This window comes from Pontivivens ytuae (assembly GCF_015679265.1).
Classification (GTDB): Bacteria; Pseudomonadota; Alphaproteobacteria; order Rhodobacterales; family Rhodobacteraceae; genus Pontivivens; species Pontivivens ytuae.
Map to the genome: position 1 here is coordinate 2,357,521 of NZ_CP064942.1, position 14,449 is coordinate 2,371,969.

The following is a 14,449-nucleotide window of genomic DNA, read 5'->3' on the forward strand; positions in this document are numbered from 1 at the left end:
CAAGGCGAACGGTCCTAGATCACACCCGGGACGACCCCGCCTCGTGCTACCGCCCCGGCCCCCGAGCCGGGGCCGTCCGGTCTGCTATTCCACCTGAGACCAGGAACAACAGCGCTCCGAAGACGCCCCTCTGCACGGCTGATAAGCCGGGCCGCGCCCGCCCCGGGCTCCGCCCGTTCACGCCTCAAACGCTCCGCTGGAGTGTTTCCGAGACGGCGTTCACCCTCCCCCCCGTAGGACGCGTTGGCGATGTCGCTCATCGAATGGCCGAGCTAGATGATTGAGGGCTTGGACCCATCAAAACCCCCTCGCAAGCGCCCTCCAGACCGGTCGCGGCCCTCGTCAATTCGAAGAGCGTCATGGTCCGGCTCGACCGGACCATCTCCTCGAAACCGGAGATCCTCGGGTCAAGCCCGGGGATGACGCCATTTGCGGGCCGCCCGCCAGTAAGCCCACAAGGCGCACCACCCGTTCGCACCTCAAGTCGACCGCATCACTCCACGATCGTCTCCAACGGGTCGTGCAGCACCTCGCCCTCCGCAAACGCGATCCGGCGCAGCACATCGGGCTTCACGTGGAGCCCGGCCATCTCCGCCTCCGTCGCCCAGACATGCCGGTTCACCACGCCCTCCGGATCGTCGAGCGTCACCTCGCCGACCGCCTCGGCCCGGTAGAACAGCTCGACCTGGTGGAACCCGCGGGGCGGATCGTGGAATTCGGAGACCGCCAGCAACCGCCCCGGCACGATCTCCAGCCCCGTCTCCTCACGCACCTCGCGGATGAGATTGTCGTGCACGCTCTGATGCTTCTCGACGCCGCCGCCGGGGGCGCAACACAGGCGGGAGCGGTTGCCGGGATAGGCGTTGACCAGGAGCAGCCGCCCCTCGCGCACGATCACCGCGCGCACCGCGAGGCGCGGGCCGCTCATCCGCGTTGCCTGATCCGGTTGATGTGCCCCATCTTCCGACCCGGTCGCGCCTCGGCCTTGCCGTAGAGGTGCAACGCCGCGTTGGGCTCGGCGAGCACCGCCCGCGGTTCGCCGATGGTGCCGATCAGGTTCTCCATCACCGCATCCGAGTGCCGCTGCCCGTCGCCGAGCGGCAGGCCCGCCACCGCCCGGATATGCTGCGCGAACTGGTCGGTGAGGCAGGCATCCTGCGTCCAGTGGCCGGAATTATGGACCCGCGGCGCGACCTCGTTGACCACCAGCCCGTCGCGCGTGACGAAGAGCTCGACCCCCATCACGCCGACATAATCGAGCGCGTTCAGGATCTTGCCCGCGATCAGCACCGCGTCGGTCTGCAGGCTGCGCGGCAGTCGGGCAGGGACGGTGGTCGTCGCGAGGATCCCGCCCTCGTGCACGTTCTCGCCCGGATCGAAGCAGACCACCTGGCTGTCGAGCCCGCGCGCGCCGATCACCGAGACCTCGGCGGAGAACTCGACGAAGCCCTCCAGCACGCTCGGCGCCTCGACGGGCGGCAGGTCGCCTGTGATGCGCACCTGCCCCTTGCCGTCATAGCCGAAGCGGCGGGTCTTCAGGATCGAGGGGGTGCCGAGGCGGGCGACGGCGACCTCCAGATCGGCGGCGTCATTCACCTCGGCAAAGGGGGCGACGCGCAGTCCGAGCCCTTCGAGAAAGCGTTTCTCTTCGAGACGGTCCTGGCTCACGGCGAGGGCGCGGCGGCCCGGGCGGATCGGGACGATCGCCTCGATCAGGTCGAGGGCGGCGGTCGGCACGTTCTCGAATTCATATGTTACAACATCGCAGCTCCGTGCGAATTCCTGTAACATGTCCTCGTCATCATAGGGGGCGGTCCAGCAGCGCGCCGCGACCTCCCTGGCGGGGCATTCGGCCCCCGGTTCGTAGACGTGTACTCGGTACCCGAGCGGCGCAGCCGCGAGGGCCAGCATCCGGCCGAGCTGTCCACCGCCGAGGATGCCGATCACCGCGCCCGGCGCGAGGGGCTCAGGCATCGGAGGGCTCGTCGGGGATGGAGGCGGAAAGCGCCGCGCGCCAGGCGTCAAGGCGCGCGCCGAGCACCTCGTCCGACACGGCCAAAATCCCGGCGGCCATCAGCCCGGCATTCGCGGCACCCGCCGCGCCGATCGCCATGGTCGCGACCGGGAAGCCCCTGGGCATCTGCACGATGGAATAGAGGCTGTCGACGCCGCTCAGCGCCTTGGTCTGCACCGGGACGCCGATCACCGGCACGCGGGTCTTGGAGGCCATCATGCCGGGCAGATGCGCGGCCCCGCCGGCGCCCGCGATGATGACGTGCAGGCCGCGCTCCAACGCGGTGCGCCCGTAGTCCCAGAGCCGGTCCGGCGTGCGGTGGGCGGAGACGATCTTCGCCTCGTAGGCCACGTCGAGCTCGTCCAGGACGTCCGCCGCATGTTTCATCGTCGGCCAGTCGGACTGGCTGCCCATGATGATCCCGACCCGTGGCGCCATGCGACCCTCCGCTCAAGTTGAGGCCGCACCCTAGTCAGGGCGGCGGCGAACTCAAGCGATGATGTCGGGGTAGAGCTCGTCCTCGATCCGCGCGATCTGGTCCTTGAGCGCCAGTTTCTGCTTTTTCAGCCGCCGGATCGTCAGAACGTCGGCGCGGCCCTTCTCGTCCAGCGCCGTGATCGCCTCGTCCAGATCGCGGTGCTCGCGCATCAGGCCCTCGAGCTTCACCCGGAGCACTTCGGTATGGTCGAGCTTGCCGATGTCGTCCATGTCCGGCCCTCCTGTGCGACATCTTTGCAAAATTGGCACGGGGGAAATAGCCCTCATCTTCCGCCGGTTGCCCTTCCGCGCGGCGACGCCTAGATGCGGGCGCATGGATATTTCGCGCCTCCTGCCCGGCCGCAGCCGGAAACCCGTTGTCGCCGTCATCCGCCTGCATGGGGTCATCGCGGCCTCCGGCGGGTTGGGCCGCTCCGCGCTGTCGGACAGCGCGACGGCGCCGCTGATCGAACGGGCCTTCGCCACCAAGGGGTTGGCGGCGGTCGCCCTCTCCATCAACTCGCCGGGCGGCTCGCCCGCGCAGTCCGCGCTGATCGCCGCGCGCATCCGACGGCTGGCGGAGGAGAAGGAGGTGCCGGTCTACGCCTTTTGCGAGGACGTGGCGGCGTCGGGCGGCTACTGGCTGGCCACCGCGGGCGACGAGATCTTCGCCGATGCGAACTCCATCCTTGGCTCGATCGGGGTGATCTCCGCCAGCTTCGGCTTTCACGAGCTGCTATCCCGCTACGGCGTGGAGCGGCGGGTGCACACGGCGGGCGAGGACAAGTCGATGCTCGACCCCTTCCGGCCGGAGCGGGAGGAGGACGTCGTTCGCCTCAAGGCGCTGCAATCGGACATCCACGAGAACTTCAAGGAGCAGGTGACGAGCCGCCGCGGTGCGAAGCTCGCGGACAAGGACCTGTTCACCGGGGAGATCTGGGTCGGCCGCCGGGCGCAGGAGGTCGGGCTGATCGACGGCATCGGCCACCTGGTGCCGAAGATGAAGGAGATCTTCGGCGACAAGGTCCGGTTCCGCGTCGCGGCCCCGCGCCGCCCGCTGCTCGCCCGCCTCGGCGCGCCCGGTGTCGGCGACATCGCGGCGGCGCTGGAGGAGCGTGCGCTCTGGGCCCGGTGGGGGCTCTGAATGATCCTCAAGATCATCTTTCTCTTCCTCGTCTTCATGGCGGTGATGGGCATGTTCGGCAAGCTGCGCGCAGGCGGCCGCAAGCGGCGATGCCGCAAGTGCGGCGGCCACGTGATCGGCGGAAGCTGCCCGTGCGGAGTGACGCGATGAGCGCCACTTTGCTGCCCCTCCCCCGCACCCTATATCCGAGCAACCGCGCGAGGCCGCGCTGGGCAGAGGAAACCGCATGAACCTTCTCATGGCGGCCGGTGGGCTCGTGTTGCTGGTCATCGCCGGTGACCTTCTGGTGCGCGGTGCCGTGGCGCTGTCGCTGAAGATCGGCGTGCCCGCGCTGGTGGTGAGCCTGACTATCGTCGCCTTCGGCACCTCGGCGCCGGAACTGCTGATCGCGATCAAGGCGGCCTTGGACAACGCGCCGGGCATCGCCTACGGCAATGTCGTCGGCTCCAACATCGCGAACGTGCTCCTGGTGATCGGGGTGCCGGCGCTGCTGGCGACGATCCACACCAAGAGCTGCGATACGCGGCGCAGCTTCACGCAGATGATCGTGGCCTCCCTGGTCTTCATCGCGCTGTGCGCCATGGGGCCGCTGGGGCCGATCGACGGGCTGATCATGCTGGCGCTGCTGGCCGGTGTGCTGATCGACGCCTACCGCTCCGCCCAGGCCGCGCGTGTGGCGGGGGTGGAGCCGGAGGACGAGCTCGCCGAGCTCGAGGATGCCGATCCCGACATGCCGGGGCTGAAGGTGACGGTGTTCCTGCTGATCGGCCTCGCCGGTCTTCCGCTGGGCGCGAACCTGCTGATCGAGGGCGCGCGCAACATCGCCGTGACGCTCGGCGTGTCGGATGCGGTGATCGGCCTGACGCTTGTCGCCGTGGGCACCTCGCTGCCGGAGCTTGCGACCACGATCATGGCGACGCTGCGGCGGCAGGCGGACGTGGTGCTGGGCAACGTGATCGGCTCCAACCTCTTCAACCTGCTGGCCATCATGGGCGTGGCGAGCTTCTTCGGCCCGCTGCCGGTGCCCGAGGGGTTCCTGACCTACGACCTGTGGGTGATGCTGGCCACGGCGCTGATCCTGCTGCCCTTCGTGCTGCGCTGGCTCAACGTGACGCGGGCCTGGGGCGTGTTCTTCGTCTTCCTCTACGTGGGCTATATCTACCACCTCGTGACGAACGGAGGGATGTGAGATGGAGGCGGGACGGGCTCTGGTCACCGGCGGGGCGCAGCGGCTGGGCCGCGCCATGGTCGAGGCGCTGGCTGAGGATGGCTGGCAGGTCGCGGTCCACTACAACTCCAGCGCCGATGCGGCCGACGAACTGGCTGAGAAGGTCGGCGGCGTGGCGGTCGGCGCGGACCTGCTGTCGCGGGAGGCGACGGGGGGGCTCGTCGACCGGGCGGCAGAGGCGCTGGGCGGGCCGCTGACGCTGCTGATCAACAACGCCTCGATCTTCGAGCACGACACGATCGAGAGCGCTACGATGGAGAGCTGGGACCGGCATGTCGGTTCCAACCTGCGCGCGCCCTTCCAACTGATCCAGGCTTTCGCCGCACAGGCGCCGCGGGCGAAGCGCGACGGGAAAGGCGAGCCGGTGGCGCAGGCCGCCGTGGTCAACATGGTGGACATGCGGGTGCGCAAGCTGACGCCGCAGTTCATGACCTACACGCTGGCGAAGTCGGCGCTGTGGACGCTGACCCAGACCGCGGCGCAGGGTCTCGCGCCGCATATCCGGGTGAACGGGATCGGTCCCGGGCCGACGATGCAGGGCGCGCGGCAGAGCGACGCGCACTGGTCCGCGCAGCGCGCGGCGACGATCCTTGAACGCGGCTCCGACCCCGGCGAGATCGTCGCGGCGCTGCGCTTCATCCTGTCGATCGATGGTTTTACGGGGCAACTCATGTGTATGGATGGCGGGCAGCATCTCGCCTGGGAAACGCCCGATGTTCTGGGCGTGGAATAGGGTCGTTGCGATTCGCACAGCGCGAATTGTCCACGCGACACGAATCCGTCACGGCTCTGTTAAGAATCTCGTTGGGATTCCAACAAATTAATAAACGTGAAGAAAAATTCCTTGCAATATCAAATGGTTGACATATTGCCTAAAAAATAGGCAAACCGAACACAGGCCTTGTATAGAAGGGGCCGACGCGGGCGCCTGAAACTTTCCCTCAGACTTATCCACAGAAATGGTGGACAGGTTTTGGGTTGAACGGGAGGGGGCCGCATTGCAGCCAGCGGGGGAATCGCGAGAATCGAGAGCATGGCGCACAACAACCAACACAGCTTCGACGAGGAAGGCCGCGCGGACGCGGAGCGCGACCGGCTGCAGACCGGCGCGGAAGTCATCCGCAACCATGTGAAGACCCTGCCCGACGCGCCCGGCGTCTACCGCATGCTCGATGCGAAGGGCGAGGTGCTCTACGTCGGCAAGGCCCGCTCCCTGCGCAAGCGCGTGGCGAACTACACGAAGCTGAGCGGACAGTCGGCGCGGATCGGGCGCATGATCTCCGCCACCGCCTCGATGATGTTCCTGCGGACGGAGACGGAGACCGAGGCGCTGCTCTTGGAGCAGAACCTCATCAAGCAGCTCAAGCCGCGCTACAACGTGCTGCTGCGCGACGACAAGAGCTTCCCCAACATCCTGGTGACGGACGACCACGCCTTCCCGCAGATCGCCAAGCACCGCGGCGCGAAGAACCGGGAGGGACGGTATTTCGGGCCGTTCGCGAGTGCCGGCTCGGTGAACCGGACGCTCAACACGCTTCAGAAGGCCTTCCTGCTGCGCAACTGCTCGGATTCGATGTTCGACAGCCGGACGCGGCCCTGCCTGCTCTACCAGATCAAGCGGTGCTCCGCGCCCTGCGTCGGGAAGATCAGTGAGGAGGGCTACAAGGAGCTGGTCGAGGATGCGGTGAAGTACCTGCAGGGCCGCTCCACCAAGGTGCAGGGGCAACTGGCAAAGGAAATGGCCGAGGCGTCCGCCAACATGGAGTTCGAGCGGGCCGCGGCGCTGCGCGATCGTATCCGCGCCATGACCAACGTGCAGTCGGTGCAGGGCATCAACCCCGAGACCGTGGCCGAGGCCGACGTGATCGCGCTGCATGAGCAGGACGGGCAGGCCTGCGTGCAGGTCTTCTTCTTCCGCGCGCACCAGAACTGGGGCAACCGCGCCTACTTCCCCCGCACCGGTGGGGCGGAGAGTGCGGCGGAGATCCTCGAAAGCTTCATGGGCCAGTTCTATGGCAACAAGGAGCCGGCGCGCCTCATCCTGATGAGCCATGAGATCGAGAATGCCGACCTGATGCGCGAGGCGCTCAGCACGAAGCTCGGCCGCAAGGTGGTGATCGGCGTGCCGCAGCGGGGCGAGAAGCGGATGCTGGTCGATCAGGCGATGAAGAACGCGCGCGAGAGCCTCGGCCGCCGGATGAGCGAGACGGCGACGCAGGCAAAGCTGCTCGACGGGCTGGCCGATGCCTTCGACCTCGACGGGCCGCCGCAGCGGATCGAGGTCTACGACAACTCGCATATCCAGGGCGCCCATGCGGTCGGCGCGATGATCGTGGCGGGGCCGGAGGGCTGGCTGAAGTCGAGCTACCGCAAGTTCAACATCAAGGGCGACAAGATCACGCCGGGCGACGATTTCGGGATGATGAAGGAGGTGCTGGACCGCCGCTTCTCCCGCCTGATGAAGGAGGATCCGGACCGGCAGTCGGACCAATGGCCGGACCTCGTGCTGATCGACGGCGGACCGGGTCAGGTGAGTGCTGCGGAGGGCGCGCTGGCCGAGCTCGGCGTGGAGGACGTGACGATCATCGGCGTGGCCAAGGGGACGGAGCGCGACGCGGGCAAGGAGGTGTTCTATCGCGACGGGATGCCGCCCAAGGCCCTGCCCTTCCGCGATCCGGTCCTCTACTTCACCCAACGCCTGCGCGATGAGGCGCACCGGTTTGCAATCGGCACGCACCGAGCGAAGCGGGCGAAGGCGACGACGGCCACGCCGCTCGACGAGGTGCCGGGCGTGGGCGCGTCGCGGAAACGGGCGCTGCTGGCCCACTTTGGCTCGGCCAAGGCGGTGACGCGCGCCGGGGTGGAGGACCTCAAGGCGGTCGAGGGCATCTCCGACAGCCTCGCTGAGCAGATCTACGGTTATTTCAATGTGGATGGGTGAGGCGCGCACGGAAAACGCTCCAGTGGAGCGTTTTCAGCGCCGAACGGGCGGAGCCCCGGGTGAGCGGGCGTGTTGGACGGCCCTTTGATGAGCGTCATCCTCGGGCTTGACCCGAGGATCTCTAGCTTCGACGAGATGGTCCGGTCGAGCCGGACCATGACGGGGATACGAAGCGCTGAGGGCCGCGCCCGACCTGGAAGGCGCTCGCGGAGCAGGATTGATAGGCCCGCGCTCTCAAGCATCCATGTTGCTCGTTTGACATGAGACATCACCAACGCGCCCTCCGGGGGGAGGTCGGGCGCGGCCCGGCTTGTCAGCCGGGCGGGAGGTTCTATCGAGGCGATACCACCCCGGGCTTGATCCGGGGTCTTTGGCCACGTCATGCGCCATCACTTAACGGTCCCGGCTCTTCGGCCGGGACGGTGTCATCCACCGCTTTTTCCTCCGCCCCCTATCGCTCCGCGGGTGTGCGCGTTAGATCAGGGGCATGCGCTGGACCATCCCCAACATCCTGACCGTTCTGCGGGTTCTCGCGGCCCCGATGATCGCCATCGTCTTCCTGATCCTGCCGCGGCCGCTGGCCGACTGGGTGGCGCTGGCGCTGTTCGTGGGCGCGGCGCTCACCGACTTCATCGACGGGTGGATCGCGCGGAAATTCGATCAGGGTTCGCCCTTCGGCAAGATGCTCGACCCGATCGCGGACAAGGCGATGGTAGTGATCGCGCTCGGCGTGCTCTTCGCGCTGATGGGGCTCAACGTGCTCTTCGTGATCCCGGCGGCGTTCATCCTGTTGCGGGAGGTGCTGGTGTCGGGCCTGCGGGAATATCTCGGCGCCGTGAAGCTCGACGTCACCCGCATCGCGAAGTGGAAGACGACGGTGCAGATGGTGGCGGTCGCAGTGCTGCTGGCGGCCGGTGCGTTGACCGCGCAATACGAGGCGCTGCGCTTCACGCTCGACCCGGCGGAGCATGACGCGATCCTGCGGGGCGATGCGGCGGATACGGTGGGTGTCGCGCGGGCCTTCGTGCTGCAGAACGCCGCCCTTGCACTCGGCCTGCTGCTCCTCTGGATCGCGGCGGCGCTCACTGTATTGTCCGGCTGGGACTATTTCCGCAAGGCGATGCCGTATCTGGAGGAACGGGCATGAGGGTTCTCTATTTCGCCTGGCTGCGCGAGCGGATCGGCGTGCCGCGCGAGGAGGTCGAGACCTCCGCCGCCACCGTCGCCGAACTGGTGGAGGAACTGCGCGGGCGGGAGGATCGCTATGCGCTCGCCTTCTCCGACCTCGCCGCGGTACGGGTCGCTGTCGATCAGGAGATGACGACGCTCGATGCGCCGCTGGCGGGCGTGCGCGAGGTTGCCTTCTTCCCGCCGATGACGGGGGGCTGAGATGGCGGTGCGCGTGCAGGAGCCCGATTTCGACATTGGGGCCGAGATGGACGCGCTGACCGCGGGCAACCCGGATATCGGCGCGGTGGCGAGCTTCACCGGCCTTGTCCGCTCCGGCGCCGGCGAGATTACGGAGATGGAGCTGGAGCACTGGCCCGGCGTCACCGAGCAGGCGCTGGAGGCGATCGAGGCGGAGGCACGCGGGCGCTGGCCGCTGCAGGGTGTGACGATCATCCATCGCTACGGGCCGCTGGCACCCGGCGCGCGGATCGTGCTGGTGCTCACCGCCTCGCCCCACCGGGCCGCGGCCTTCGAGGCGGCGGAGTTCATCATGGACTACCTCAAGACCCGCGCCCCCTTCTGGAAGCGCGAGGTCGGTCCCGCAGGCGCGAAGTGGGTCGATGCGCGCGAAGCGGACAAACAGGCGGAAACCCGCTGGTACACTCGCTAATTGTTCAACCTTGGCGTGTGTGCACGTGCAAAAAAGCGCGTAAAAGTTTCCACCATCCAGCCAAATTTTAGTATACTGCAAAGGCGGATTGAGCCAGCGTGGCCGCAAGCCGCTGTTTCTGAATGACTTTCCATACCCGATTCAAGCGTCGGGGTGAGGTGAGCTGGAATAGGGGGCACGTAGAGCAGTGTTGGCTACGGTTTTCGACGGCAAGACGGTCAAGCGGCTGTGCAACGGAATGATGGAGCCGGAGGTCTATGAGGAGATCTACCGGGTCGGACGTGACTCTCCGCTTCCACACATGGTAGAGGTCGGAACGGGCCACGGCGCGGGCGCGATCAGCCTCGCCATGGGTCTGCGCGACAGCGGCCGTGTCGGCAAGGTCTACACGATCGACCGGATCATGGGCGGCTCGCGCGACCGCTTCGGCGGGCTTGAGCAGAACGAAACCATCATCCGGCGCAACATCGCGCATTTCGGGCTCGAAGATTATGTCGAGTTTATCGTCGGCGACGCCGTTTCGGCCGCCGAAAAGATCCCCGCGGACATCCGTTTCGGCGTGATGCTGCTGGATGCGGACGGTCGCCTCGACCGGGACTTCAAGCTCTTCTACGACCGGCTCGTCGACGGTGGCGGCGTCATCCTGGATGACGTCAAGGCCGAGACGCGGGCCAAGATCCGCCGGCGCGGTGTGCTGGCGCATGACGTGCGCATCGACCAGAAGCACCTGATCGCGCACCACCTCCACAAGCTGTTCGAACGGCACGGCCTGCTCACCGAGGGACAGACCTATTTCGGAAACACCTGGATCGGGCAGAAGAACCCGGCGAAGTTCTCCGACGTGCCGCAGGACGACATCCTGGAGTGCTACCGCTCGCTCGTCTTCACGCGGTCCTCCCTGAAGATTCTGCCGCTGCGCGCCCGCCTCGCGCGCATCGGTCACACGGTCCTGCCGCGCCCGATGGTGCGCGTGCTCAAGGAAAAGATCTGAAACGGGCGGCCCTGCCTTCGGGCGGGGCCGTTTCGCCGATCTACCGCGCTTCCCCTTCCTTCAATGCTTCGTAGGCGGCCTGCCATTCGGCGGAGTGCTGCCGTGCCTGGCGCAGGCCGTCCATGGCGGCTTCGAGCTCGGCCTCCTTGCCGCGGAGCTGGCTGCGCAGCGACTGGTCGGTTGCCGCGAGCTGGGCGGCGAGGGTCGCCTGCGCTTCCTCTGCCGCGTTGAGGCGGGCGGCCATCTCCTCCACCGTTTCGACGCCGCCGCCGCGCACCCGGCGGATGCTGCCGAAGGCCCAGCGGAGGATCCAGCCGAGTAGCACGGCCACCAGCAGGGCGAGGGTGATGACGGTCACGAGTTCGGCTCGGGTCACTGGGAGGTCTCCTGCTGGTCATCGGCGGCGGGGGTGGTATCGGCGTCGTCCGCTGCCGCGTCTTCTGTTTCAGCATCGTCGGCCGGGGCATCCGCGGCCTCGTCTTCGGGCGCGGTGTCGCTCGGCGCCGTCTCGGTATCGTCGGCCGGTTCGGGCTCGGCTTCCTCGGCGGGAGCGGTTTCGGCCTCCGCTTCCGTCTCTTCCTCCGCCGCGGCCTCGATCACGGGGCGGCTGCGGGGGCGCGAGGCGTCGTCGGGGGCGACGAAGGGCCCTTCGGCCTGCGCATCCTCGGCTATGATCGCCTCGTCGGTGCGCGGGGTGTCGGCGGTGTCTTCCGTCGGGGTTCCGGCGGATTGCACGTCGGCGTCCGGAGTGCCTTCGGCTTCCGCAGCGGGCTCGTCTTCGGTGGCTTCGCTGTTCGCCTCGCCCTCGGCCACGTCATCGGGGTCGGTGCCGTCCTCCCCTTCGGCATCGGCGATTTCCAGCACGGTGAACTCGATGCGGCGGTTGCGGGCGCGGCCCTCCTCCGTCTCGTTGCTGGCGACGGGCAGCGACTCGCCGTAGCCGATGGCGGTCATCCGGTCGAGGAAGACGCCGCGGGCGAGCAGGGCGTCGAGCACTGAGTTGGCGCGCGCCTCGGATATCTGGCGGTTCAGCTCCTCCCCGCCCTGGTTGTCGGTGTGGCCGCCGATCTCGAACCGCACATCGGGGCATTCGCGCAGGATCCCGGCGATCGTGTCGATCGTCGCCGCACTGGCGAGGGTCAGGGTCGCGCTGGCGGGAGAGAAGCCGATGGGCGCCTCCTCCTGGGCCTCGGCCAGGCGGTCGAAGCAGGTCTCGGCATCAAGGGTGGTGTCGCCCTCCACAACCGGGGTTTCGGGGATCGGCAGGCCTTCGATCTCAAGGTCGAGCAGCATGTCGGGGAGCAGCCCCTCCAACAGCGCCTCGATCCGCTCGGGCAGATCCTCGCCGAGGCCGGTGCCGCTGAGCTGCAGGCGGTCGCCGACGATCCGGGCGTCGCCGGTGTTGAGCAGGGAGAGCGAGTCGAGTGCCGCAATCGCAGTGGCGACCGGGGTGCTCTGCCCGATGCGCTCCGATTCCAGATTGCTTGTGAGGTCACGGTCGGAAAAGGCGGTGCGCGCATAGGCGGTCACCGCCTCCGGCCCGCCGGTGCTTGCCACCGCACCGGAGAGGTCGAGCGTCTCGGTGGTCAGCGTCAGCACGAGCGGGCTGGGCGGAACGGCCGCGCGCGGGGTGATCTGGGAGCCGAGCGTGGCGGGCTGGACGACGCGCGCCTCGTAGCCCTCAGGCAAGGCGGCGGCGAGGTCCTCGGCGAGGTTCAGGCGATCCTCCACCGGCAGGCTGGCACTGACGAGGAGCTCGACGGTCCAGTCGTGCACGGTGAGCTCGGCCTCGGGCAGGGTGAGCGCCGTGGCGAGGGCCGCGAGCACCGCGTCGGGCCAGGCGGCATCCGGAGCGCCGAGGGCGATGGCGCAGTCGGGATCGGCGACGCCGACCTCTGCCAGCGCCCGTTCGATCTGCGCGGCATCGTCGGCGGTGGCGGCGGCGCAATCCCGCAGCACGCCGCCCTCCGCGTCCGTCTCCACCACGAAGGGATAGGGCGACAGGATCGTGCGGGGCGAGGTGAGCGAGAGGTCGAGGCCCAGGCCCGGCGGCACCTCGCTCCGGGCAAAGCTGCGCAGGTCGGCGCGGCTCGCGTCGTCCGGCAGCGCCGCCTCGACATGCACGGTGCCGTCCTCGAGCGTCACGCGGCCTGTCGTGATCTGGTCGGAGAGGGTGGCGAGGAAGGGCAGCGCGCTGTCCCAGTCCACGTCCACCACCGTGTCGACCGGGCGGGTCAGGTCCATGGTCGGGCGGGCGAGCGTGGCGAGCTGTTCGGAGAGACGGCCCTCCAGCATCACGGGCCGCGTGCCGAGGGCGGTGACCTGGTCGGGCGTGAGCAGGAGCTCGATGCGCACCGGCTCGGGCGGCAGGTCCTCGGCATCGGCGAGGACGATGCTCTCCTCGACATTGTCTTCGTCATAGATGCTGCGCACGACGTCGATAGCGCGGAAACGGGCGCCCTCACCGGGCGCGGTGCCGCTGAGCGAGATGCGAGTGCCGTCGGCCTCGATCTCGGCCCAGTTCTGCCCGGCGGCGACGAGGGCCGCGGTGGCGATGCGGGCATTGCGCTCCTCGATCCGATCGGCGAGGACCCCGGCGGTCTTGAAGGCGGCGAAGGCGCTCAGGCCGATGGCGATGGCAAGGAAGAGGTAGGCGACGATGCGCACGCGGACGGTCTCCGTCGGGTCGGTTGCATCCTGTCTATGGGGCACGCCTTCCGGCTGCAACCCAACCTAGGATCATGCGGCCGCCAGCCAGGCCGCGAGGGCCAGCATCACCGAAAGGATTAGGCCCGCGTCGCGGTTCGAGCGGAAGAGATGCATGCACACGAGCGGATCGTCGATGTCGAGCCGCCGCATCTGCCAGTTGAGGTGCAGCCCCATGCCCCAGACCCCCGCGAGGGCCACCAGCAGCGGGACCTGCGGGCCTGAGATCAGCGCGAGGATCACCGCGAGGGCAGCGAGCGTGACGGTGCTGACGAGAAACAGGAGTAGCCAGCGCGGCGTGCGCTCGCCAAAGAGGCGCGCGGTGGAGCGGACGCCGATCAGCGCGTCGTCCTCCTTGTCCTGGTGCGCGTAGATCGTGTCGTAGAAGAGCGTCCACGCGATCCCAGCGGCGTAGAGCGCGATGGGCGCGGGGCTCAGCGACCCGGTCACGGCGACCCAGAGGAGCAGCGCCCCCCAGTTGAAGGCGAGGCCGAGGAAGACCTGCGGCCACCAGGTGAAGCGCTTGGCGAAGGGGTAGACCGCGACGAGGGCGAGCGAGAGCACGCCGAGCAGGATCGCCGCGTGCGGGAATGTGAGCAGGATGGCGAAGGCGGCGAGCGCCTGCACGATCATCCAGGCCCGCGCCTGCCCTGCCGTGACCTGGCCCGAGGGCAGCGGGCGCGAGCGGGTGCGCGCGACCTGCGCGTCGAAGTCCTGATCGGTGAGGTCGTTCCACGTGCAGCCTGCGCCGCGCATCAGGAAGGCGCCAAGCGCACAGGCGATGGCGAGCCAGACCGTGTAGGGCGTCCAGCCGCCGGTCGTCGCCACCGCGAGCGCGAGGCCCCACCAGCAGGGCAGCAGGAGGAGCCACGTGCCCGCCGGGCGGTCGGCGCGGGACAGGCGCAGGTAGGGCCGGGTCGCCGCCGGGGCGTAGCGGTCCACCCAGTTGGCGTCGGTGGCGTCGGCCACGCGGCCGTCGGTGTGGAGCGTCGGATCGGTCATGCGTCTGATATGGCAGATCGGGCCGCACTTTGCACCGGCGGATGCCTCCGGCGGGGATATTTGGAAAAGCTGGAAGGGATGGCGTTTTGACGCTGTGCGGCCCGCG

General features: G+C 68.3%; 16 protein-coding genes. 9 read left to right on the top strand and 7 right to left on the bottom strand.

Annotated elements, in window-relative coordinates; translation table 11 throughout:
- Positions 1 to 493: 493 nt before the first annotated feature.
- From I0K15_RS11425 to I0K15_RS11440, 4 genes are read right to left on the bottom strand one after another with little or no spacing between them, the layout of a single operon-like run.
- Complete coding sequence (locus I0K15_RS11425) at positions 494 to 928, bottom strand: NUDIX domain-containing protein (protein WP_196101650.1); 435 nt, start codon at positions 926 to 928, stop codon at positions 494 to 496.
- Positions 925 to 1,974, bottom strand: a complete 1,050-nt coding sequence (locus I0K15_RS11430; protein WP_196101651.1) for a 5-(carboxyamino)imidazole ribonucleotide synthase — start codon at positions 1,972 to 1,974, stop codon at positions 925 to 927. The genes I0K15_RS11425 and I0K15_RS11430 overlap by 4 nt, the downstream gene beginning before the upstream one ends.
- Positions 1,967 to 2,452 (bottom strand): 5-(carboxyamino)imidazole ribonucleotide mutase, encoded by a 486-nt coding sequence (purE, locus tag I0K15_RS11435; protein WP_196101652.1) that lies wholly within the window; start codon positions 2,450 to 2,452, stop codon positions 1,967 to 1,969. Before purE ends, I0K15_RS11430 begins: the two co-directional genes overlap by 8 nt.
- A 51-nt stretch (positions 2,453 to 2,503) precedes the next feature.
- Entirely contained in the window at positions 2,504 to 2,722 is a 219-nt protein-coding gene (locus I0K15_RS11440; RefSeq protein ID WP_196101653.1) for a YdcH family protein, read from the bottom strand.
- A gap of 109 nt (positions 2,723 to 2,831) precedes the next feature.
- Between I0K15_RS11440 and I0K15_RS11445 the strand changes: the two genes are divergently transcribed.
- The 9 genes from I0K15_RS11445 (at position 2,832) to I0K15_RS11485 (ending at position 10,635) form a co-directional block, all read left to right on the top strand.
- Entirely contained in the window at positions 2,832 to 3,635 is an 804-nt protein-coding gene (locus I0K15_RS11445) for a S49 family peptidase (RefSeq protein ID WP_422394014.1), read from the top strand.
- Positions 3,636 to 3,785: a hypothetical protein gene (locus I0K15_RS11450; protein ID WP_196101655.1), complete on the top strand. Its 150-nt coding sequence runs from the start codon at positions 3,636 to 3,638 to the stop codon at positions 3,783 to 3,785.
- 76 nt (positions 3,786 to 3,861) lie between these two features.
- A complete protein-coding gene (locus I0K15_RS11455) occupies positions 3,862 to 4,824 on the top strand; it encodes a calcium/sodium antiporter (protein ID WP_196101656.1) in 963 nt (320 codons plus the stop codon).
- Position 4,825: 1 nt separating this feature from the next.
- Positions 4,826 to 5,596, top strand: a complete 771-nt coding sequence (locus I0K15_RS11460) for an SDR family oxidoreductase (protein ID WP_196101657.1) — start codon at positions 4,826 to 4,828, stop codon at positions 5,594 to 5,596.
- Positions 5,597 to 5,896: 300 nt separating this feature from the next.
- Positions 5,897 to 7,804, top strand: a complete 1,908-nt coding sequence (gene uvrC, locus I0K15_RS11465; RefSeq protein ID WP_196101658.1) for an excinuclease ABC subunit UvrC — start codon at positions 5,897 to 5,899, stop codon at positions 7,802 to 7,804.
- Positions 7,805 to 8,291: 487 nt separating this feature from the next.
- Positions 8,292 to 8,951, top strand: coding sequence for a CDP-diacylglycerol--glycerol-3-phosphate 3-phosphatidyltransferase (gene pgsA / locus I0K15_RS11470; RefSeq protein WP_196101659.1), 660 nt, complete (start codon positions 8,292 to 8,294; stop codon positions 8,949 to 8,951).
- A complete protein-coding gene (gene moaD / locus I0K15_RS11475) occupies positions 8,948 to 9,193 on the top strand; it encodes a molybdopterin converting factor subunit 1 (RefSeq protein ID WP_196101660.1) in 246 nt (81 codons plus the stop codon). The genes pgsA and moaD overlap by 4 nt, the downstream gene beginning before the upstream one ends.
- 1 nt (position 9,194) lies before the next feature.
- Positions 9,195 to 9,644 carry a molybdenum cofactor biosynthesis protein MoaE gene (locus I0K15_RS11480; protein ID WP_196101661.1) on the top strand — a complete coding sequence of 150 codons (450 nt, stop codon included), beginning with the start codon at positions 9,195 to 9,197 and terminating at the stop codon, positions 9,642 to 9,644.
- Positions 9,645 to 9,834: 190 nt separating this feature from the next.
- The gene (locus I0K15_RS11485; RefSeq protein WP_196101662.1) at positions 9,835 to 10,635 is read left to right on the top strand and encodes an O-methyltransferase; all 801 of its coding nucleotides are present in this window, start codon (positions 9,835 to 9,837) and stop codon (positions 10,633 to 10,635) included.
- 40 nt (positions 10,636 to 10,675) lie between these two features.
- Here I0K15_RS11485 and I0K15_RS11490 read toward each other — a convergent pair whose 3' ends face one another.
- The 3 genes from I0K15_RS11490 to ubiA are packed head-to-tail and all read right to left on the bottom strand — an operon-like array spanning position 10,676 to position 14,343.
- Complete coding sequence (locus I0K15_RS11490) at positions 10,676 to 11,011, bottom strand: hypothetical protein (RefSeq protein WP_196101663.1); 336 nt, start codon at positions 11,009 to 11,011, stop codon at positions 10,676 to 10,678.
- Positions 11,008 to 13,347, bottom strand: a complete 2,340-nt coding sequence (locus tag I0K15_RS11495) for an OmpA family protein (RefSeq protein ID WP_230374095.1) — start codon at positions 13,345 to 13,347, stop codon at positions 11,008 to 11,010. Before I0K15_RS11495 ends, I0K15_RS11490 begins: the two co-directional genes overlap by 4 nt.
- A 27-nt stretch (positions 13,348 to 13,374) precedes the next feature.
- A complete protein-coding gene (gene ubiA / locus I0K15_RS11500) occupies positions 13,375 to 14,343 on the bottom strand; it encodes a 4-hydroxybenzoate octaprenyltransferase (RefSeq protein ID WP_196101665.1) in 969 nt (322 codons plus the stop codon).
- Positions 14,344 to 14,449: the final 106 nt, after the last annotated feature.